Below are 21,010 nucleotides of genomic sequence, written 5' to 3' on the forward strand. Positions count from 1 at the left end.
CTGTGTCGCCGTCAGCGAGTGGCCACCGAGCGCGAAGAAATCGTCATCCCGCCCCACGCGCGGTCGTCCGAGCACCATGGCGAGGATCTCCGCGATCCGCTCCTCGACCGGGGTCCTCGGCGCGGCATACGCCATGCCGTCCGTCACCGCCTTCACGTCCATGTCGGGCAGGGCCTTGCGGTCCACCTTGCCGTTGGGGGTGAGCGGCAGCGCGTCCAGGGTGAGGAACTCCGAGGGCACCATGGGCTCCGGCAGCCGCGTCAGCAGCCAGCCTCGCAGCTCCAGGGAATTCGGCGGCGCGTCGTGAGCGACGACGTAGGCGATCAGCTTGCGGTCACCGCCGTCGTCCCGCACCGCCACGGCCACTTCCTTCACGGCCGAGTGCTCGGCGAGCACCGCTTCAATCTCGCCCAGCTCGATGCGGAAGCCGCGCACCTTCACCTGGTCGTCGATGCGTCCCAGGAAGTCGAGCTCGCCGTCGGCGCGCCAGCGCACGAGGTCTCCCGTGCGGTAGAGGCGCTGCCCCGGCGTGGAGGAGAACGAATCCGGCACGAACCGCTCGGCCGTCAGCGCGGGCTGCTGGCTGTAGCCACGCGCGACGCCCGCTCCGCCAATGTACAGCTCACCCGCCACGCCGACCGCCACCGGCATGAGGTGCGCGTCCAGCACGTACAACTTCGTGTTGGCGATGGGGCGGCCAATGGGCACCGTGCTCCCTAGGGCGGTCTGGGGACCCACCTCGAAGGTGCAGCAGCCCACCACCGTCTCCGTGGGGCCGTACTCGTTGATGATGCGCGTGGCCGGCGCCCGCTCACGCCAGAACGCGAGCGCGGCGGAGGTCAGCGCTTCTCCGCCCACGACGAAGCAGCGCACGCGGCCAGCCACGGCCACGTCGCCAAGCTGCGTCTCCAGGAGCGACAGCTGGGTTGGCGTCAGCTTGACGAGGGAGAGGTCCGTGCCCGAGCGCAGGACGTGGGCCAGTCCCTCGCCCGCCTTCGTGTCCGGCACCAGGACGACTCGTCCTCCCGCCATGAGGGGCGTCAGCAGGCTGGTGATGGTCAGGTCGAAGCCCAGCGGCGAGTGAACGGGCGCACCCGCACCCGACGCCGCGTCATAGGCCTCGCGGCTCCACACGAGGTAGTTGACGGCGCCCCCGTGCGTCACCATGACGCCCTTGGGCCGGCCGGTGCTGCCCGACGTGTAGAGGACGTAGGCCAGTTGGTCCGCGTCCACCGTCACGCCGAGGTCCGTGTCCTCCTCGGGGGACAGGTCGATCTCGTCGAGGCACACCTGCGGCCCCCCGGTGTCGGGGAGTTCGTCGCGGAGGATGGAATGGGCGACCAGCACCTGGGCCGCGCTGTCCTTGAGCACGTAGGCGAGCCGCTCATACGGGTAGCTCGGGTCGAGCGGCACGTAGGTACCGCCGGCCTTGAGGACGCCCAGCACGCCCACCACCATGTCGAGGCCGCGCTGAAGGGCGAGCGCGACCCGCACCTCCTGCTTCACTCCGTTGCGCCGCAGGACGCGCGCGAGCTGATTCGCCCGCGCGTTCAGCTCGCGGTAGCTCAACGAGAGGGCGTCGACCTGGAGCGCCACCGCGTCGGGCGTCCGTTGTACCTGGGCCTCGAACAACGCGCCCACGTGCTTCGCGGGTGGCGCCTGCGTGGCCGTGTCGTTCCAGGAAACGAGCAGGCGGTGACGCTCCTGTGCGTCGAGGAGCTGGCAGGACTCGTAGCGGCCCAGCGGGCGCAGCGCCATGTCCTCCAGCGCGCGCAGGTAGATGCCGGCGATGTATTCCAGCCGGTCCAGGTCCCACTCGCGCCCGTGGCTGCGCAGCGTGAGCTTCACGTCCTGGGTCTCCGGGTCCACGCTGAACGTCGTGTCGAGCGGCATGTCCAGCCACGACGTCTCCCAGTACGGCTCCACCAGCCTCATTCCCGGGATGCGCGTCAGCCCCTCGGAGACGTGGAAGTGGACGAAGTTGAAGAGGGCGTCGAACAGCGGGCGTCCCCCCAACTGTTGCTGCATCCGCGCCATCGGGTAGCGCCGATGCGGGGAGAGTGCCTGCTCGCGGGCGAACACCTCGCGGACCAGCTCCACCCAGGTACCTCCGCCGAGCCGCACCGGGAAGGGGACGCTGTTGAGGAACAAGCCCAGCACCCGCTCGCCGTCGCTCACCTCCGGGCGGCCGTTCACCACGAAGCCCGTCACCACTTCGGAGGCCCCCTCGAGCACCCCTCGGACCCGCAGGTGCGCCGCGAGCAGGACGCTCTTGATGGGCACCACTGCCTGGTGGGCCAGAGCCCGGAGTCCCCTGGCCAACGGCTCCGTCAGCGGGAACTCGCGAAACAGGAGCGGGCCCGGCGCCTGGGCTCCCGTCCGGCGGGCGGCGTCCACGCGCACGCGTGACACCTCGGCCAGCCGCTCCTGCCAGTAACGCTGCGTCTCCTCGGAGTCGAGCGCCTGACGCTCCAGCGCCACGAACTCGCGGTACACCGCCTCCAGCGGAGGGACGGGCGCCGCCGCGCCCCGCCGCACGGCCAGGTAGCGGGGGACGAGCTCGGTCAGCAGTGACGCGAAGCTCCAGCCGTCGAGAATCGCGTGGTGGAAGATGACGGACAACTGCACCGTGCGCTCACCGCGGCGGTGGAAGCCGAAGCGGAGCAGGGGCGCCCGGTCCCAGGCGAAGGGACGGCTGCGCTCACGGCCGAGCCACTCCCGCAGCACGGTGTCCTGCTCGGCGCGGGACAGGTGACCGAGGTCCTCCACGTGCAGCGGCACCTCCGCCTCGCGGTGGACGAGCTGTAGCGGGACGCTGAAGCGGACCAGATCGAACGAGGTCCGGAGCACGGGGTGGCGCGAGGCCAGCTCCTGGAGGACGTGCCGCAGCGGCTCGGCGCTGGCGTCCTCCAGCTCCAGGTGGAAGCTGAAGGCGTCATGGTAGAGCGCCGACTGCTGGCTGTACTCGCTCTGGAAGAGCATGCCCACCTGGAGCGCGGCCAGAGGGTAGGCGTCCATGACGTCCGCGGGCAGCCGCGCCCGGTCCTCGGAGGACACCAGGGAGAAGAGCTGGCTCGCCGCCGCCGCCGTCCGGGGTGGCTCCTGGTGCAGGAGCGTCTCGGCCATGGCGCGGACGGTCTGCTTCTCCAGGAGCGTCGCCACCGACAGCTCGACGCCCCGCTCGCGGCAACGCGCCACGTACTGGATGGCGCGGATCGAATCGCCGCCCAGGTCGAAGAAGCTGTCGTCGATACCCACGGTCTTCACGCCCAGCGTCTCCGCGCCCACTACGGCGAGGATCTCCTCGGTAGGAGTGCGAGGGGCCACGTAGGTCGTGCCGAGCTCGGGGCGCGCCCCATCCGGCGCCGGCAACGCGCGACGGTCGACCTTGCCGTTGGCCGTGAGCGGCAGCTCCGCGAGTGTTACGACGGCGGCTGGCACCATGTGCGCGGGCAGCTTGTCCGACAGGAAGGATCGCATCCCGTCGACGGTCACCGTCTGGCCCTCGACGGGAACGACATAGGCCACCAGGGACTTCTCTCCGGCGAACTCACGCGCCACGACCACGGTGTCCCGCACCGCCGGGTGGCGTCGCAGGGCGGTCTCGACTTCCCCTGGCTCGATTCGAAAGCCACGGACCTTCACCTGGTTGTCGACGCGGCCGAGGAACTCGAGCGTGCCGTCACGGCGCACGCGGCACAGGTCGCCGGTGCGGTACAGCCGGGCCCCGGGCGTGGTGCCGAAGGGGTTCGGGATGAAGCGCTCCGCGGTCAGCGCGGGCTGGTGGAGGTAGCCGTGCGCGAGCCCGTCTCCCGAGGCGTACAGCTCTCCAGGCGCGCCGATGGGGACCTGCGCCAACGCCGGGTTGAGCACGTACACCTGTGTGCCCGGGACGGGCCGACCCAGGGGCACGCCCGCGCCGAGTTCCTCACGGTCCGTTACCGGGAAGCAGCAGGTGAACGTCGTGTTCTCCGTGGGACCGTAGCCGTTGATGACCCGGCAGGTGGGGTAGGTCTCGAGCACGCGCGCCACGTGCGGAGCCGACAGCACGTCACCGCCGGCAAGCAGCTGTCGCACTGGCGCCAAGGCTCCGATGTGCGTGTCGACGACCTGGTGGAACAAGCCCGCCGTCAGCCACACCGTGGTGATGTGCTCACGGGAGATGAGCGCGCCCAACTCGTCGAGTGACGGCGCGTGCGGCGGCGCGATGACCAGCCGGGCGCCGTTCAGCAGCGCGCCCCAGACCTCGAAGGTGGACGCGTCGAAGGCGAGCGGCGCCAACTGCAGGAGGGTCTCCTCCGACGACAGGCGCACATAGCCCGGCTCCTGGACCAGCCGGAGCACTCCGCGATGGGGCACCGCGACGCCCTTGGGCGTTCCGGTCGAACCGGAGGTGAACAGGACGTAGGCCTCGGACTCCGGGCCCACCGCGTGCGCCAGGTCGTGCTCCGGCCTCTGTCCGAGCGTGGCCTCATCGCGGTCCATGCACACGAGCTGGGCCCAGTGCGCGGGCAGCTCGTCGGCAACCTCCGAGCGCGTCACGATGGCCGCCGGCCGTGCTTCCTCCAGCAGGAAGGACAGGCGCTCCGCCGGGTAGCTCGCGTCGAGCGGGACATAGGCGCCGCCGGCCTTGAGGATCGCCACCATGCCGATCACCAGCTCCAGCGAGCGCTCCAGCGCCAGGGCCACGCGGCTGCCAGGGCCCACGCCGAGCCCGCGCAGGTGGTGGGCGAGCTGGTTGGCGCGGCGGTTGAGTTCGCCGTAGGTGAGCGTCTGCTCCTGGAAGACGAGGGCCACCGCGTCCGGCGCCGCCGACACGCGCTGCTCGAAGCAGGCGGGGATGCACGCGTCCGGAGCGATGTGCCGCAGGGGGCCATTCCATGCCGCCAGCCGCTGGTGCTCCTCGCGGGTGAGCATGGGCAGGGTGGAGATGCGCTGTCCGGGGGCTTCGACGGCGGCGTGGGCCAGCAGGAGGAAGTGCTCCCACAGGCGCGCCATCCCCTCGCCGTCGAGGATGTCGGTGTTGTACTCGGCGACGACGCTCAGGCCCTCACGGTCGGGTGTGAGGATGAGCAGCAGGTCCCAGCGCGCCAGCCCGTTGCTCGCGCCTTCCATGAGCTCCAGGGCGAGGCCCGGCAACCGCATCGCGGGCATGGGGGCGTTCTCGAGGACGAGCTTGGCCTGGAAGAGCGGCTGTCCCGTGGCGGCGCGCTGGTCGCGCAGCTCCTGGACGAGCCGGCCGAAGGGCGTGTCCTGGTGCTCGTAGGCCTCCAGGGCGACCCGCCGTACGCGCGAGAGGAGCTCCTGGAAGGTGGGCTGGCCCGACAGCGGCGTGCGCAGGACGAGCTGGTTGGTGAAAAAGCCGATGATGCCCTCGAGCGCGTCGTGCTCGCGGCTGGCGATGTCGGTGCCCACGACGATGTCGTCCTGCCCCGTGTGGTGATGGAGGAGGACGTCGAAGACCGCGAGCAGCGCCATGAAGAGCGTGGCGCCCTCGCCGCGAGCGAGCGCCTCCAGCCGCGCGGTCAGCTCCGCGGGGAAGGTGAAGCGCCGACTGTCACCTCGGAAGCGCTCACCCGGTGGGCGCGGCGTATCGGTGCGCAACTGGAGCGTGGGCAGCTCCGTCAACTTGCCCCGCCACCAGGCCAGGTTCTCCGCCAGCACGCCGGACTCGAGCCAGCCGCGGTGCCACGCCGCGTAGTCGGCGTACTGGATGGGCAGCTCCGCCAGCGGCGAGGGCCCGCCCTGGCTGAAGGCGCCGTAGAGCGCCGCGAGCTCGCGCAGGAACACGCCGCCCGACCAGCCGTCGGAGACGATGTGGTGCAGCGTCAGGCAGAGGATGTGCTCGTCCTCACCCAGGCGGACGAGCACCGTGCGCACGAGCGGCCCGTGCGCCAGGTCGAACGGGCGCACGGCCTCCTCGCGCGCCAGGCGCCGCGCCTCCGTCTCCGCCTCCTCGCGCGAGCGGCCACCCAAATCCTCCACCGGCAGCGCCAGTTCCCCCGGAGGCAGGATGACCTGCACCGGGCGCCCGTCCACCTCGCGGAAGACGGTGCGCAGCGCCTCATGCCGGCGGATGAGCTCGGCGAGACCTCGCTCCAGGGCGGGCACGTGGAGCATGCCGCGCATCCTCACCGCGGCGGGCACGTTGTAGAGAGGCGAGCCCGGGGAGAGCTGGTCGGCCAGCCACAGGCGCTCCTGCGCCAACGACAGCGGAAGGGGCCCGGTGCGCGGCACCCTGGCGAGCGGCGGCGGGGCCCTGCGGGGCTGCTGCGCGCTTGCGTCGATGCGGCGGGCCATCACGGCCACGGTGGTCGCATCGGTCATCAACGCGGTCAGGGGCAGGTCCACCCCGAAGGCGGTGCGGATGCGGGAGATGACCTGGGTGGCCATGAGCGAGTGACCGCCCAGGTCAAAGAAGTCGTCGTGGATGCCAATGCGGTCCGTCCGCAGCACCTCCGCCCAGATGGCCACCAGCTTGTGTTCCGTGTCCGTCGTGGGCGCGGCGTACTCCTCGCCCAGTGTGAGGCGCGGGTCCTCCGGCGGAGGCAGGGCCTTGCGATTCAGCTTCCCGTGGTGGGTCAGCGGGAGCGCCTCGAGCGGGATGAAGGCCGAGGGAACCATGTACTCCGGCAGTCGCGGCTCGATGGCGCCGCGCAGCCCGCGCGCCACCTCGAGCGAGGCCACCACGTAGGCCACCAGTCGCGGATCGCCCGCGACGTCCTCTCGGACGATGACCGCCGCGTCGCGCACACCCGGTTGCGCGCGCAGCGCAGCCTCGATCTCACCCGGCTCGATGCGGTAGCCGCGCAGCTTCACCTGGTCGTCGACACGTCCCACGTACTCCAGGTCGCCGTCGGCGAGGTGTCGGACCCGGTCGCCCGTGCGGTACAGCCGGGCACCGGGCACCGCGGAGTAGGGGTGGGGGATGAACCGCTCGGCGGTGAGGTCCGGGCGGCCCAGGTAGCCTCGCGCCAGGCCCACCCCCGCGACGTACAGCTCGCCCGGAACACCGGCCGGCACGGGCTGGAGCGCGTCATCCAGCACGTACACCTGGACGTTGGCCATCGGCCTGCCCAGCGTGGGGCGCTCGGGGTCCATCGCCGTATTGAAGGTCGCGCAGACGGTGACCTCGGTGGGGCCATAGGCGTTGACGAAGCGCAGCCGGTCCGCCCAGCGCAAGGCGATCTCCGGCGTGCATGCCTCGCCCGCCGTGAGCACGGTCCGCAGGCTCGTCACTCCCGCGGGGAAGAGCTGCGCGAGGACGGATGGCGTCAGCGTGACGACGGTGATGGCCTGCTCGTTCAGGGTCTGCTCGAGCGGAGCCCCCGGCATCAGCCGCTCCCTGGGCACCAGGACCAGCGTGGCCCCTGACAGCAGTGGCGGGAAGATGTCGGACACCGCCGCGTCGAAGCTCAGCGCGAAGAACTGCAGGAGGCGGCTGCCCACCTCCAGCTTCATCACCGCGAGCGTCTGCCGCGCGGTGTTGCACAGGCCCCGATGCTGGAGGAGCGTCCCCTTGGGGCGGCCCGTCGAGCCCGACGTGTAGATGACGTACGCGAGGTTGTCGCCAGTGGCGCCAGCGTCGAGGTCCTCCGCGGACTCGAGGCGGACCTCCGCCTCCACGTCTTCCAGGCACAGCGCCCGCGCCTGCTGTCCGCCCAGCCGGTCAACCAGCGCGCCGCGCGAGAGGACGAGTGGCGCGCTCGTATCGTCGAGGATGAGGGCGAGCCGCTCCACGGGCTGGCTCGGGTCGATCGGCACGTACGCGCCGCCCGCCTTGAGGATGGCGAGCAGCCCCACGACCATCTCGAACGAGCGCTCGACGCACAGGCCGACGAGGACCTCCGGCCCCACGCCCCGGCGCCGAAGCACCCGCGCCAGCCGGTTGGCCCGCGCGTTGAGCTCGCGGTAGCTGAGCTCTTCACCCTCGAAGCTGAGCGCCACTGCGTCGGGAGTCCGCGCGACCTGCGCCTCGAAGAGCCGGTGAGCGCAGACATCCTCCGGCTCACCGGGGACGGCGCCGCTCCACTCGACGAGCAACTGGCGGCGCTCCACTTCATCCAGCGGGGACAGGGACGCCAGTGGCGCCGAGGGCTGGGAGACAGCGGCCTCCAGCAGGGCGCCGAGGTGCTTGACGAGCTGGCGCGCCGTCGCCGCGTCGAACAGGTCCGTGCTGTACTCCAGCCGGCCGTGGAGGCCCTGGACGCTCTCCGCGAGCGCGAGGCGCAGGTCGCTCTGGACCAGGCGGCTCGGCAGCTCCAGTTGCTGAAGCTCCAGCCCCGGCAACGGCTGCGCGGAGAGCGGGTCCGGCAGGATGGCCAGCACCACCTGGAACAGCGGCGAGGCCCCGAGGTGGCGAGTCGGCCGCAGCGCCTCCACCAGCTTCTCGAACGGCAGTTCCTGGTGGGCATAGGCCTCCAGGGTGATGTCCCGCACGCGCGCGAGCAGCTCGTGGAACGTGGCGGCTCCCGCCAGCCGCGTGCGCAGGACCAGGGTGTTGACGAAGAAGCCGATGAGTCCCTGCGTCTCCGGGCGGTCACGACCGTTGATGGGCGTGCCTACGCAGATGTCGTCCTGCCCCGAGTAACGGGCCAGCAGGAGCTGGAACGCCGCCAGCAACACGACGAAGGGTGACACGCCCTGCTCGCACGCGAGGGACTTCACCTGCTCCATCAGCGGGGCAGCCAGCTTCACCTCCACGCTGTCACCCTGGTGCGTGGACACCGCCGGCCGGGGCTGCGCAACGCCCAACTCCAGCACCTCGGGCGCACCGTCGAGCTGCCGACGCCAGTAGCCGAGCAGCCGCTCCAGCGTCTCGCCCCGCAGGTGCTCGCGCAGCCACGCGCCGTAATCGGAGTACCGCAGCGGCAGCTCGGGCAGCGCCGCCGGCTGACCGGAGGTGTGCGCCGCGTAGAGCGCCGCGAGTTCGCGGACGAGCACCTCCATGGACGCGCCGTCCGAGACGATGTGGTGCATCGTGAGCAGGAGCACGTGCTCCTGCTCGCCGGTCCGCAGCAGGAGCCCGCGCAGGAGCGGCCCTTGCGTCAGCAGGAAGGGCCGAAGCGCCTCGGCGTCCGCACGTCGCTGGACCTCCCGTTCGCGCTCGGCGGCCGGCCGCGCGCGCAGGTCGTCGGTGGCGAGCGTGAAGTCCGCGTCCGGCGAGACGATCAGCACGGCCGGACCCTCCGTCTCCACGGCGCGGAACGTGGTCCGGAGCACCTCGTGGCGGCGCACGATGTCCTGGAACGCGCGCTCCAAGGCCACGGTGTCCAGGGCGCCCTTGAACCGGACGGCCACGGCGAGGTTGTACAGGGCACCGCCCGGCTGGAGCTGCTCCAGGAGCCATAGCCGCTCCTGGCCGGGGGAGAGCAGGGGTGGCGTGTCATCCGCGCGGCGAGTGATGGCCGGGAGCTCCGCCTTCGCGGCCGAGCGCCGTCCGTGCAGCAGTGCCGCCAGCTCCATGACGCTGGGGCCTCGCAGCAGCTCCTCCATGCGCAAGGAGACGCCCGTGGCGATCTCCAGCGCGTGTCCCAGCTCGATCGCGACGAGCGAGTCGAAGCCGAAGCGGGTGATGGGCACGGCGGGATCCAGCTCCTCCGCCCGGACACGCAACCTCCGGCCCAGGGTGTCCCGCAGCCAGGTGGTGGTCTCCTCCAGGGTCGCGCTCGAGGACAGCGCCACAGCCTCCGGAGCTGTCGCGCCGACCGCGGCCTCCTCGCGCCAGGTCGACACGAGGGCCAGCTCGCCAGCGACGAACGCCGCGCGGGTGCCGTTGCGCTGGATCTTCCCGCTGGACGTCTTGGGAATACTGCCGGGTTCAATCAACGCGAGCGCGTGGAGCTGGACGTCGTGCTGCTCCGCGAGCCGGCGGCGCACCAGGGCCGTCACCTCGGCGGGATCCACCAGCTTGCGGACATCCACCTCCTGGACGACGACGAGCCGCTCTTCACCGTCGACGTCCAAGGCGAAGGCGGCGGTGCAACCGGGACGGAGCGAGGGGTGGCTCTGCTCGACGGTCAGCTCCAGGTCCTGGGGATGGAGGTTGCGGCCGCGGAGGATGATGAGGTCCTTGAGCCTCCCGGAGACGAACAGCTCACCTTCGTGCAGGAAGCCAAGGTCGCCCGTGCGCAGGAATCGCCTGTCACTTCCGGGCACCTGGGCCTCGAACGCGCGGGCCGTCTCCTCGGGGCGTTGCCAGTAGCCCCGCGCCACGCTCGGGCCAGAGACCCAGATCTCTCCCACGGTGCCCGGCGGGCACGGCGCGCACGTCGCGGGGTCCACGACGCGCAGCTCCTGGTCCGGCAGGTTTCCACCGCAGCCGACGAGCACCTGTCCCTCGGCCGTCGTGTCGACTCGAGCCTCATTGCGCGCCAGCGCTCCGGGCGAGAACGAACGATGGACGGGGAACACGCCCTTCTTGCCGCCCGAGACGATCAGCGTGGCCTCGGCGAGGCCGTAGCAGGCGTAGAGCGCCTCGGGGCGAAACCCGCTCGGCGCGAACGCCTCCGTGAAGCGCGCGAGCACCTCCGGGCGGATGGGCTCGGCGCCGCAGAACGCGACCTCCCAGGCGCTGAGGTCGAGCGCCGCGCGCTCCTCGGGCGTGCTCTTGCGCACGCACAGGTCGAACGCGAAGTTCGGACCGCCGCTGATGGTGCCCTTGAAGCGCGACACGGCCTCCAGCCACCGGAGCGGGCGCTTGAGGAAGTCCAGCGGCGACATCAGCGCCACGGGGAACCCCATGTAGAGCGGCTGCAGGATTCCGCCGATGAGCCCCATGTCGTGGTAGGGCGGCAGCCAGATGACGCCCACGGAGTCCCGGCGGCTCTCGAACGCGTGAGCGATGAGCCCCAGGTTGTGCAGCAGGTTGCCGTGGCTGAGCATCACCCCCTTGGGCGTGCCCGTGGAGCCGGAGGTGTACTGGAGGAAGGCGAGCGCGTCCGGGCCGACGTCCGCCGGCGTCCAGTCGTGCCCCGTGTCCTCGGGGAGCGTGTCGGTGGCCACCCACTGGAGCGACTGGAGCTCCGGGGCCTGCTCGAACAGCAACTCCGCGAAGGACGCGATGAACGAGGTGGTCAGCACCACCGTGGCCCGCGCATCCTCGATGATGGCCCGCAACCGGGGCAGCGTCCGCGCGAGCCGGAGCGGATCCGGAGGGTAGGCCGGCACCGCGACCCGCTGCGAGTACAGGCACCCGAAGAAGCCCGCGATGTACTGCAGGCCGGGCGGGTACAGCAGCACGACGCGCGCCCCGGCGGGAGCCACCGCCTCCAGCGCCGCGCCAATGCGCCGGGCCCAGCGGTCCAGCTCCCCGCCCGTCATCCCGCTGGCGGCCCCGTCCTCTTCCAGGAACGTGTAGAGCGGGTCCTCTGCCCGGCCCTGCGCCCGCTGACGCAGAAGGCCGACGAGAGACGTGGAGGAGCCAGGAGACGAGGTGGAGTGGGCGGACATGATGTTCACGTTTCCAGTGTCTCGGGCACCTGGCGGGCCAGGCCTGGGCGGGCGGTGCCGAGCACGACGGGTGAAGGCTCGTCCCCCGAGGTCGGAGGACGGGTTTCACTCGTGATGACATGCAAGTGAGGAACGGCCCTCCGGGGACAGCCGGAGGCCCTGTCGAGGCTCTGGAGGTACAGAGGGGTTACGGAGCCGACACGGACTGCACCACCAGGGCCGGGTCCCCGAGGATCTGCTCCTCGGTGAAGCGGATGTCGCGCCACTGCTTCCCGGAGAAGAGCTCCGTCTGGTCCGAGTAGTAGGGCGAGGCGGGATTGGACGACTGGCCGTAGGTCATCAAGGCCCGCGCCTGCACGCCGGTGTCGGTGAACTCCAGGGCCATGAGGAAGCTGGACCCGGAGGTGATGACGTAGCCGTCCGCCGTCAGGCCTGTCTCGCCGTTGAGCAGCCTGGCACGCGGGGGCGGCACGTCGATGAGCGTGGACTGGATGGTGCCGTAGTTGACGACGTTCGCCACGCCGTCGCGGTTATGGCCGCCGTGCATGGGGATGCGCAGGCCGCGGCGCGGCGTGAACTGCACGGTGCCCAGCGGCGCGTCCAGGGCGATGTTCGAGGACGCCAGCAGCGTCACCGCCTGCGCGAGCTTGACGAGCATCGGGTCCTCACCCTGCGCGGGGGCGGGCGTGAGGGTGCCAGGCGTGGTGAAGGGCGCGTTGACGTCGAAGGCCGTGTCGAAGAGCGTGCCCTTGTTCAGCAACTGGTTCACCAGATAGGTCCCGATGAACTCGCGCCAGAGCACCGCGCCCACGCTGTCCACGTCGAAGCGGCCGTTCCAGGCGGCGAGGATGGCGCAGGCCCGGGTGAGGTCCACGCTCCTGCCCTGGTAGGTCGCGGTGGGCGTGGCCTGGCAGCGCTCCACCACTCCGGGCCGCAGCATCTCCGCCACGAGGCCGCGGTTGCTGAGGATGGCGGCCTGGAGCTCGTCGAGCGTGAATTTCCAATCCGCGCCGGAGGCCCCTTCCGCCGTCTGCTCGGTCAACATCACCAGGTTCATGCGCGAGCGCGGTTGTTGGCTGCGGCGCGTGGGACCGTGCAGGGGGGACAGGTCCGGCAGGGGCTCCGCCGGATTGGTGAGCCAGTAGCTGTCGTTGGCGTTGAAGACGAAGTCACGCCGCGCGAGCTGAGGCACGCGGGCGAAAGGGATGAGTCCCGGGCTGCGTCCGCCGGGAGTGGCCACCCACTCGTTGACGGAGGTGCTGCCGTCGAGCAGCACGAGGTTGAGGTTGCGCAGGAACAAGGTCGCCTGCGGGTCCGCGCCCGAGCTGGCCGTGCGCCAGGCGTCGATCGCCGCGCTGCTCAGGTCGGGCGTGGCCGCGGCGTCCGCGTACCAGGTGTTGCCGTCACGGTCCGCCGCCAGGGTGTTGACCCAGGGGATGCCTTGGATGGTGGCGAAGGCCTCCTTGAACTCCTGGAGGTTGCGCGCCCGGTTCATCGCGTGGAACTGGGCCAGCAGGGTGGAGTTCTCCAGGTTGGCGTCGCGGTACGTGAAGGCGACCGTGGAGGTCCAGTCCGTGGCGCCGGGGATGGCGAGCATGGGGCCGACGTGGCTGCTGTAGAGCGTGCGCTTCACGTTGGTGAGCGAGCCCTCCGGCAGGCGCACGAGGATGGTGTGTTCCCGCGCCGTCATCTGCCGCTCCTGCCCGTCATACAGGTAGTGGGTCGGCTTGCCGGGCACGAGCTTCAGCCGGTACAGCGTCATGCGCTGGCCGGCCGACACCGTGTGCGTCCAGGCGACGTTTTCGTTGAAGCCGATGAGCACCCCTGGCACGCCCAGCAGGCTCGCGCCGTAGACGTTCATCACGCCCGGCACGGTGAGGTGGCTCTCCCAGAGCCGCAGCTCGCCCTGCCAGGGGAAGTGGGGGTTGGCCACGAGCATTCCGCGGCCCCCGCGCGAGCGCTCGGCGCCAATGGCCCAGCCGTTGCTCCCCGTGTCGTGATCGCGCAGCTCCTTGAAGGCCTCCGGCGACGGCACGGTGATGCGCATGCCGCCCGTGGTCGTCGGCGGCTGGGCATTGGTGACCGCGGCGACGAACTGGTAGCTGCTCATGAGGAGCGCCAGGCTGACGTGGTAGGCCATCAGGTCCACGTCGCTGATGGGCCTCACCCACGCGGCGTTGACGCAGCCAGGGGGCAGTCCTGCGGGGCCCACCTCCTCGAGGTAGCGGTTGTAGCCCGCGACGTAACCCTCGATCATGGACTTCACGTCCGCCGGCAGCCTGGGGAGCGCCTCCCGCGCGCGGCCGTAGACGTCCAGCGCGAGGTAGCCGAAGTCACTGGCCACGTTGGCATTGCCGGCGCCCGCGCCCAGGAACCGGGCCCGCTCGCTGCGAACCTTGAGGACTTGATCCGCCAGGGCGCAGACGTGCTCCTGGGCAAAGGCATAGCCCTGGCCGAAGGCCGCGCTGCCCAGGTCCCTGGCGGTGATGTGGGGAATCCCGTGGCGGGTGCGCCGGATCGTGGCCTCGTAGCCCGGCGCGGCGATCGGGGGCGGCTCCGGGACCGTGTCTTCACCACAGGCGGCCAGGGTGAAGGTCGCGAGGGTCGCGAGAACGCAGCGCAAGAAAGGGCCGCGAAACGAGTAGTTCATGGATGACAAGGGAGACCTGGAAGACCGGTGGTTGAAGTCAGCCATGCAGACTATGGAAACATGGCTCAACTGGTCAAACAGGCAATATGCTTCCTTCGACCACGAGTCCGTCCGGACCTGAAACACGCGCTCATGTCAAAAGCAGGTGTCCGGACAGCACGTCGCGCGGCGGTGTGCTAGGCCACCCGCGCTTCGTTCCGGGGCCGCGCGTCGTTGGCCTGGGACGCGGGCGCCCAGAGCTCCTCCGGGGGCTCGCCGAAACAGTCCGGCACGACGTGGATGCCGTAGACGCACTCGTGGCGGTGGGTGCCCAGCTCGAGCAGCCGCTCGCAGCGCGGTGAATCGAAGTCCACATCGTACAAGGCGGCCGGCCGCTGGCTGCCCACGAGGAAGCGGTTTCCCCCCAGGGGCGCGAGACCGCGGACGAAGGGTGGATCTCCGGGGATGGCCACCTGCCGCTTCCAGCTTCCATCCACCGCCTGCTGCACGACCTGGTTGTTGTGGGTGTCGTTGTAGACGAGCGTGTCCCGGTGCCGCAGCAGGTTGTGGTTGGGCCGCAGGATGCCGTCCTGACGGGCGACGACGCGCGCGGGCCCCTGGTCTGGCAACAGCACGCCCACCCAGGAGGAGGCCGTGAAGCTCGAGGCCAGGAAGCGCAGGTCGAACGCGCTCGAGGCCCTCGTCTTTCGCGTCCCGCGCCCCAGCCGCCGCAGGAGCGCGCCGGGAAGGTCCGTCAGCGCCTGGATGCGTCGTGAGAGCCGGGACGGGACGAAGCCGAAGGACACGAGCAGCCCCTCGGGGCAGCGTGCCACGCCATTCACATGGACGAAGTCGAAGAAGGCGGGGAGCCGGCGAGGGTCCCGGTAATCGTCGCTCAGCGCTCCGCCGAGCGCGTCCGCCAGCTTCAGCTCCCGGGCCAGCGCGGGGTCCTCCCGCCAGCTCCACGTGCGCAGCACGGCGCCGTCCCAGCCCAGCTTCATCACCATGTCCGATGCGCTGGCCGTCACCCAGACACCATCCGGTTCGACCAGGAGGTCATGCACCTGGCCGAGGAGGGGATGGCTCAGCTCGCCCACCTGTCTCCACTCGCGATTGAAGACGAAGAGGCGATCCGTCACCGCCACCACGAGCCGCTCCCCGTCGCCGCTGATGCCGCGACCGCCCCTGAGCCCTCCGCGCGGGTTCGGGTCGTACGCGCGAAAGGGACTCTCCGGAATGGGCCAGTCCGCCAGGACGCGCCGCTCCTTCAGGCTGACCAGTCGCACGGAGCCGCTGCGCTCACCGGGCTCGGTGATTCGGATGATGCTGCTGACCAGGAGGCGGGTGTCATTCATGGAAGGAGCTTCATCGAGGCCTGTTTATACATAATCAGGAAATGTTTACATTCGAGATTAATCACGATTCCTTGACCTCGCGGTATACCGCATGGAACCATCCAAGACACTCGCGGACGCCGGCAGGGTGTCGTGAGTGCCCCTCCCTCTGAAGAAAGGCAGGCCCGCGTGAACCCCGGGGTTGAGCTGTCCCAACAGGTGTCGTCGCTGGCCATGCGCTTCCAGGGCTTCCTGCGGATGGAGCCCGCGGCCGCGAACGAGGGCATCCTCGCGTGGCTCCGGGAGGTGGAGAGCCTGGGGGCGATGCTGACGAACGGGGCGGCGGCGCGGCTGGGGCCTCATGCCGCGTCGGTGGACAACCTGCGGAGCTCCGTGCACGCCGCGCTCGCGCGGCTGCTGGACTTCAAGTGGGCCTCCCCGGAGGTCAAGGCGGCGGCGCGCGGGTACATGGAGCGCAACCCGGCGCTGCGGCAGGTGGGCCGCTACCGCTTCTCCACGGACTGGATGTCCAAGTGCGAAGCCGAGTGGCGCGAGGTGCTCTCGCCGTTGATGGGGCAGCCTGGCGCGAGGGTGCTGGAGATTGGCAGCTTCGAGGGGCGCTCCGCCATCTGGCTCCTGGAGAACGTGCTCACGCACCCGACGTCGCGCATCACCTGCGTGGACCTGTTCGAGGGGAATGCCGCGCGCTTGTTCGACGAGAACATCGCCACGAGCGGCGCGGGGGAGCGCGTGGAGAAGCTTGTGGGCCTGTCCCATGTCGCCCTGCGCCGGCTTCCTCCCGAGCCCGTGTATGACTTCATCTACGTGGACGGCTCACACGAGACGTACGACGTCCTGGAGGACGCCGTGCTGTGCTTGCGGCTGCTGAAGCCGGGTGGGGTGATGACCTTCGACGACTACGGCATGGCCGCCGCGCAGCTCGCGGACTTCCAGGACATCTCGCGCCCGGACCTCGGCATCGACGCGTTCCTCTCCGCCGCGGCCAGGCACCTCCAGGTGGTGCGCAAGGCCTTCCAGGTCACCGTGCGGAAGAACCCGGCCTGAGCCGCGCGCCCTGGGCCTCGGGCGCCTGGAGGAGGCGCTCGAGGGCGTCCGCGGCCGAGTTGTTCCGCTCGTTCTCATGGAAGCACGCGCGCATGGCGGCCAGGGCCGTGCGCCACCGCGGCTCGCCCACCAGCGAGTCCAGCGATGCGAGCAGGTGTTCGAGCTTCAGCGTCTTCGCGGGGCAGGAGATGCCCAGCCCCCGGTGCTCCACCGCTCGCCCCACGCCGGGCATGTCGAACACGAACGGCACCACGACCATGGGCACGCCGAAGTAGATGCACTCCTTCACCGTGTTGAAGCCGCCGTGCGTGACGACCGCGGTGGCGCGCTCCAGCAACTGGAGCAGGGGCGCGGAGTGGACGGCCACCACGTTGGGCTCCGCGTCGTAGGGCTTCGGGTCGTGGGCGGGAGTCACCGCGAAGACGAACTGCCACTGGGGCCTCGCCCGCGCCGCGGCGAACACGGTGTCGAGCACCTGCTGCTCCATCGCTCGGCGGAAGGCGCCCTGGCTGCCCAGTGAGAAGAGGATGAGGGGCTTGTCGGCGGCGAGCCGCTCCCAAGGGAAGTCCATGGGGGCCCGGTCCAGGTCGATGCTCGGCCCCGCGTAGATGTAGTGGGACTCCACGTAGCCATCGGGCTCGGCGAACTCACGCGGGGCGAGGACCAGCTCTGGCAGCCGGGGCGCGAGCAGGCGCTCGGGCTCCGTTGCGAGCGCCTCCACCGGATAGCCGTAGCGGCGTGCGATGCGCGCGCTGCGCTCGTTCATCCGGGGCGCGATGCCCAGCGCCCCCATCACCCCGAGCAACGCCCGGACGGCGTGGGCGCGCAGCCTGCGGGAGGGCTCCGTGGGTGGCCGGGACAGGAAGGGGTGGATGAACTCGCGGGGCACGGAGGTATTGAAGAAGACCGCCGGGACTCCATGGCCATGGGCCACCAGCGCCGTGTACGGGAGGAGGGTGTCGCAGACCACGAGGTCCGGTCGCACGCGCTCGAAGACTCCGTCGAGCGCGCCCTCCGCGATGGCCAGCAGCGCGGCGTCGACCCGGCGGGTGAGCGCGCGGAGCTGGCGCACGTGCCCCAGGAACCCGGAGGCCTGGAAGGGGTCGAAGCTGCCCTTGGGCAGTTGCTCCTCGAGCACGGGGATGAACTCGCCCCCGCGGCGGGTCACCAGCTCCTGGCAGTCCAGGGGGCCCGCGTAGACCACGCGGTGGCCTCGCTGGCCCAGTGCCCGGGCGAGCTTCAGGGTGGGATTGATATGGCCATGGCCAGCGAAGGGCGCGAGGAGGATGGTCGCCATGAGGGGAGTCAGTCCTTGATGGCGGGGGTGCTCGCGAGGGCCGTTTCAGAGGCCTCGCGGAACCGCTCGAAGACGGCCTTCGCGCGCCTCAGCCTGCCCATCCAGTCGGCCGTGGGGTGCAAGTCGAGCCGGGCGAAGAACGCATCGAAGCGCGCCTGGAACACCGGCCTCTCGTCGCCCGGGGCGTCTTTCTGGATCACCATCAGCGCGAGGAAATAGAGGCCGAAGAACCAGAACGCGGCCTCCCGGTGCCGCCCGGCGTCGATCATCTCCTGGGTTCCCTCCAGGTAGGCGCGCCTCAGGTGCGCGCGAAGCTTGAAGCCGTACGGGACGTCGCCCCGCTTCACTTCAATCGCGCGGTCAAAGGCCTTCATGAAGTCCGCGTGGAAGTGCTCCACCTCCACTTTCGACAGGCTCGCGCTGCCCAGCAGCTCCAGCGATTCCTCGTGCAGGGCCCCGAGCCCCTGCCGCTCCAGCAACTCCCCCGAGAGGACGAAGCATTGGCGCACCGTGATGGGGCGCAGGTGTGACAGCGCCACGAGCCCCGACAGGTAGACCAGGGCGGCGTGGTAGTGCATGAGCATCAGCGGATACATCCCCGCCGCGCGGGCCTGGGTGGCCTGCTCCAGGTGCGTCAGGAAGGTGCGCTGGTGTGCCTCGCACCGGGCACGCACCCAGGGGCGCCGGGGGAACTCCACGGCGACGCGCTCGTGCAGCTTCTGGAAGGCGCCGGTCGGGTCCGACAGGATGACCCCCGCCGCGAGGTTGTCCGCGTGCTCCGGGGTCGCGACGATATCCTCGGCGCGCTGGAAGAGCTTCGCGTCCAGACAGCCGCACTCCACGATGACCTCCTGGTGCACGAACTCCAGGGGCGGCATCCGGACCTCGTTCGCGTCCGTCGTGGCGATGACGATATCGACGTCACGCCACGGCGCGAAGGGCGCGTCCAGCGGCATGCGCGTCGAACTCCCCGCGACATAGGCGCCCAGGAAGCCTGGGATCCGGCTGCCTTCGGTATTGACCCAGTGCTTCGTCCGCTGGAGGGCTTCCCGTACGTTCATGGCGTTCTCGAGTGCGGGCCCGCGGCTCACGACATCCGCAGGATGCGCGCCACCTGCAGCGCGCGCGCGGGATCTCCGTTGACGGAGATCTTTCCCTGGCCGAACAGCGACTGGGCCTCGTTGGGGTCGTTGTAGAGCCGCTGGAAGTCGCTCTCCGAGAGCTCGAGCACCACGTCCGGGGTCTTCTGACGGCCCTCGAAGAGGGTCGGCTGCTGGCGCGACAGGTCCATGGTGAAGGTCCGCACGCCGCTCAGGCGCAGCTCGAACACCCCGCCGATACGCTTCGCCTCCTCGACGTTGCGCTCCAGCGCGGGCTTGATGCGCTCCAGCAGCAGCTTGTCCAGGGGCAGGTCCACGGACGTCCGCGTCGCCACCTTGAAGAAGATGCGGTCCTCCAGCACCAGCGCGTCCAGCGCGCAGCTGAGGAAGAACCGGATGGCCTCCTCGGGCGTCTCCACGATGGGCATGCCCTTGCGGTTGAAGGAGGTATTGAGCAGCACGGAGATGCCGGTGACCTCCTTGAACTGCTTCAGCAGCCGGTAGTACGCGGGGGACACGTCCTCGGTCACCGTCTGGATGCGCGCCGAGAAGTCCTGGTGCACGACGCTGGGGATGCGCGAGCGCCACTCCGGACGCACCGGCGCCACCATGACCATGTACGGGCTCTCGTAGTCGCAGTCGAAGTAGGTGGAGCAGTCCTCGCGCAGCACCGACGGTGCGAAGGGACGGAAGTCCTCACGGAACTTCACCTTGCTGTTGATGAAGTCGCGCATCTCCGGCAGGCGCGGGTCCGCCAGGATGCTGCGGTGGCCGAGCGCGCGCGGACCGAGCTCCGAGCCCCCCTGGAACCAACCCACCACCTTGCCGTCCGCGAGCAGCTCCGCGGTGCGCCGGTACACGTCCTGCGCCGGCTCCTCCTTCAGCAGGTCGTCGTGGTTCTTGAGGGCCGCGTCCACCTCGTCGCGGCGGTAGTGCCGGCCGAACGCCGAGGAGCCCGTGGCCTTCACCCGCTCGCGCTTGAGCACCTCCTGCCAGCCGTAATACGCGCAGCCCACCGCCAGCCCGTTGTCACCCGCCGCCGGCTGGATGAACATGTTCTTGAAGCGAGACTGCGTGCGGATGACGCGGTTGGCCACCGCGTTGAGCGCCACGCCTCCCGCGTACACGAGGTTGTCCGACGGCGCCTGCTCGTAGCGGTGGTTCACGACGTAGAGCAGGGCCCGCTCCACCTCACGCTGCAGCCACCACGCGAAGTCCGCGTGTGCCTGGAAGCCCTCCTTGAAGTCCGTCTTGTTGCGCGCCGGCCGCGTGAAGCGCTCCATCCAGTCGTAGCGCACGAAGACGCGACCGTCCTTCAGGTCGAAGATGGGGAAGTCGTGCTGGTTCGGGCGGCCAAACGGCGCAAGCCCCATCAGCTTCCCCGGGTCCTCGAAGCCCGCGAACACGTACACGCTCGCAGCCAGGTACATGCCTCCAATGGAGTGCATCGTGAAGTTGGGACGCATGGGGTACTGCTTGATGCCCATGCCGGCCTCGGAGAAGTCCTTGTAGACCGGGCGCATCCGGCCCTGCTCGTAGTGGTAATAGCTGTCCTTCTCGAAGTAGAGGTGCTCCAGTTCCTTGGCGGGCGTCACGCCCAGGGTGCACCCTTCACGGTCCAGGCAGTCATCGAAGGAATTGCCACTGCCATCGATGATGAGCACCGAGGCTTCGTCGAACGGCGACGCGCAGATGGCGCTGAAGGCGTGCGCCAGGTGGTGGGAGATGGTGACGAGGGGGACGTTGGTTCCCTTCACCACCCGAGGCCCCTGGAACCAGTCGTCCGCCCCCACCAGCATGCCGAAGTTGTCGTTCTGCACGACCACGGCCACGTCGTCGATGGTGATGCCCTCGGCCTGCAGGCAGTAGCTCACCGCGTCGGAGTCGTTGCCACCGTCGTGCTTGCGCCGGGTGATGCGCTCCTTCTCGATGGCCACACAGATGCGCCCATCTTTGATGAGGCACGCCGAGCCGTCGTGAGAGAGACCCGTACCAAGGACGTAGGTGGACTTGACGTTTCGAGCCATTCCTGGATTCTCCGTTTAATGCGCGCTGACGACTCAGTCGCACTGTATTGAAAAACCCGCCTAAGATGAAAGAGTCCCGCGTTCAGGCTGGCGATGACCTCAAGAAC

Annotated in this window: 7 protein-coding genes (1 of these 7 running past the window's edge); 1 reads left to right on the top strand and 6 read right to left on the bottom strand. The window is 70.1% G+C overall.

Translation table 11 applies throughout. The features are described 5' to 3' along the window. The 3 genes from FJV41_RS01805 to FJV41_RS01815 form a co-directional block, all read right to left on the bottom strand. On the bottom strand, positions 1 to 11,451 hold the 5' portion of the coding sequence (locus FJV41_RS01805; protein WP_141640632.1) for a non-ribosomal peptide synthase/polyketide synthase. 6,555 nt of this gene lie to the left of the window's left edge; the window shows 11,451 of its 18,006 coding nt (coding positions 1-11,451); it begins with the start codon at positions 11,449 to 11,451; its stop codon lies beyond the left edge, outside the window. Positions 11,452 to 11,638: 187 nt separating this feature from the next. Further along, a complete protein-coding gene (locus FJV41_RS01810) occupies positions 11,639 to 14,074 on the bottom strand; it encodes an acylase (RefSeq protein ID WP_246136936.1) in 2,436 nt (811 codons plus the stop codon). Between the two features lie 203 nt (positions 14,075 to 14,277). Further along, complete coding sequence (locus tag FJV41_RS01815) at positions 14,278 to 15,435, bottom strand: hypothetical protein (RefSeq protein ID WP_141640634.1); 1,158 nt, start codon at positions 15,433 to 15,435, stop codon at positions 14,278 to 14,280. A 168-nt stretch (positions 15,436 to 15,603) separates the two neighbouring features. On the opposite strand from FJV41_RS01815, the gene FJV41_RS01820 reads away from it, so the two are divergent. Continuing rightward, a complete protein-coding gene (locus tag FJV41_RS01820) occupies positions 15,604 to 16,479 on the top strand; it encodes a class I SAM-dependent methyltransferase (RefSeq protein WP_246136937.1) in 876 nt (291 codons plus the stop codon). Here FJV41_RS01820 and FJV41_RS01825 read toward each other — a convergent pair. The 3 genes from FJV41_RS01825 to FJV41_RS01835 are packed head-to-tail and all read right to left on the bottom strand — an operon-like array spanning position 16,454 to position 20,903. Continuing rightward, a complete protein-coding gene (locus tag FJV41_RS01825; protein ID WP_141640635.1) occupies positions 16,454 to 17,776 on the bottom strand; it encodes a nucleotide disphospho-sugar-binding domain-containing protein in 1,323 nt (440 codons plus the stop codon). The two genes, FJV41_RS01820 and FJV41_RS01825, sit on opposite strands and share 26 nt — an antisense overlap. A gap of 8 nt (positions 17,777 to 17,784) precedes the next feature. Next, a complete protein-coding gene (locus tag FJV41_RS01830; RefSeq protein WP_141640636.1) occupies positions 17,785 to 18,837 on the bottom strand; it encodes a hypothetical protein in 1,053 nt (350 codons plus the stop codon). A 26-nt stretch (positions 18,838 to 18,863) separates the two neighbouring features. Next, on the bottom strand, positions 18,864 to 20,903 hold the full coding sequence (locus FJV41_RS01835) for a carbamoyltransferase C-terminal domain-containing protein (protein WP_141640637.1): 2,040 nt from the start codon (positions 20,901 to 20,903) through the stop codon (positions 18,864 to 18,866). Positions 20,904 to 21,010 lie beyond the last annotated feature (107 nt).

The organism is Myxococcus llanfairpwllgwyngyllgogerychwyrndrobwllllantysiliogogogochensis (genome assembly GCF_006636215.1).
Taxonomy (GTDB): Bacteria; Myxococcota; Myxococcia; order Myxococcales; family Myxococcaceae; genus Myxococcus; species Myxococcus llanfairpwllgwyngyllgogerychwyrndrobwllllantysiliogogogochensis.

What these genes read in the sequence shown, in the direction of transcription:
- FJV41_RS01835 (WP_141640637.1), bottom strand. Translation starts at nt 20,903, where the DNA reads ATGGCTCGAAACGTCAAGTCCACCTACGTCCTTGGTACGGGTCTCTCT.
- FJV41_RS01825 (WP_141640635.1), bottom strand. Translation starts at nt 17,776, where the DNA reads ATGGCGACCATCCTCCTCGCGCCCTTCGCTGGCCATGGCCATATCAAT.
- FJV41_RS01815 (WP_141640634.1), bottom strand. Translation starts at nt 15,435, where the DNA reads ATGAATGACACCCGCCTCCTGGTCAGCAGCATCATCCGAATCACCGAG.
- FJV41_RS01830 (WP_141640636.1), bottom strand. Translation starts at nt 18,837, where the DNA reads ATGAACGTACGGGAAGCCCTCCAGCGGACGAAGCACTGGGTCAATACC.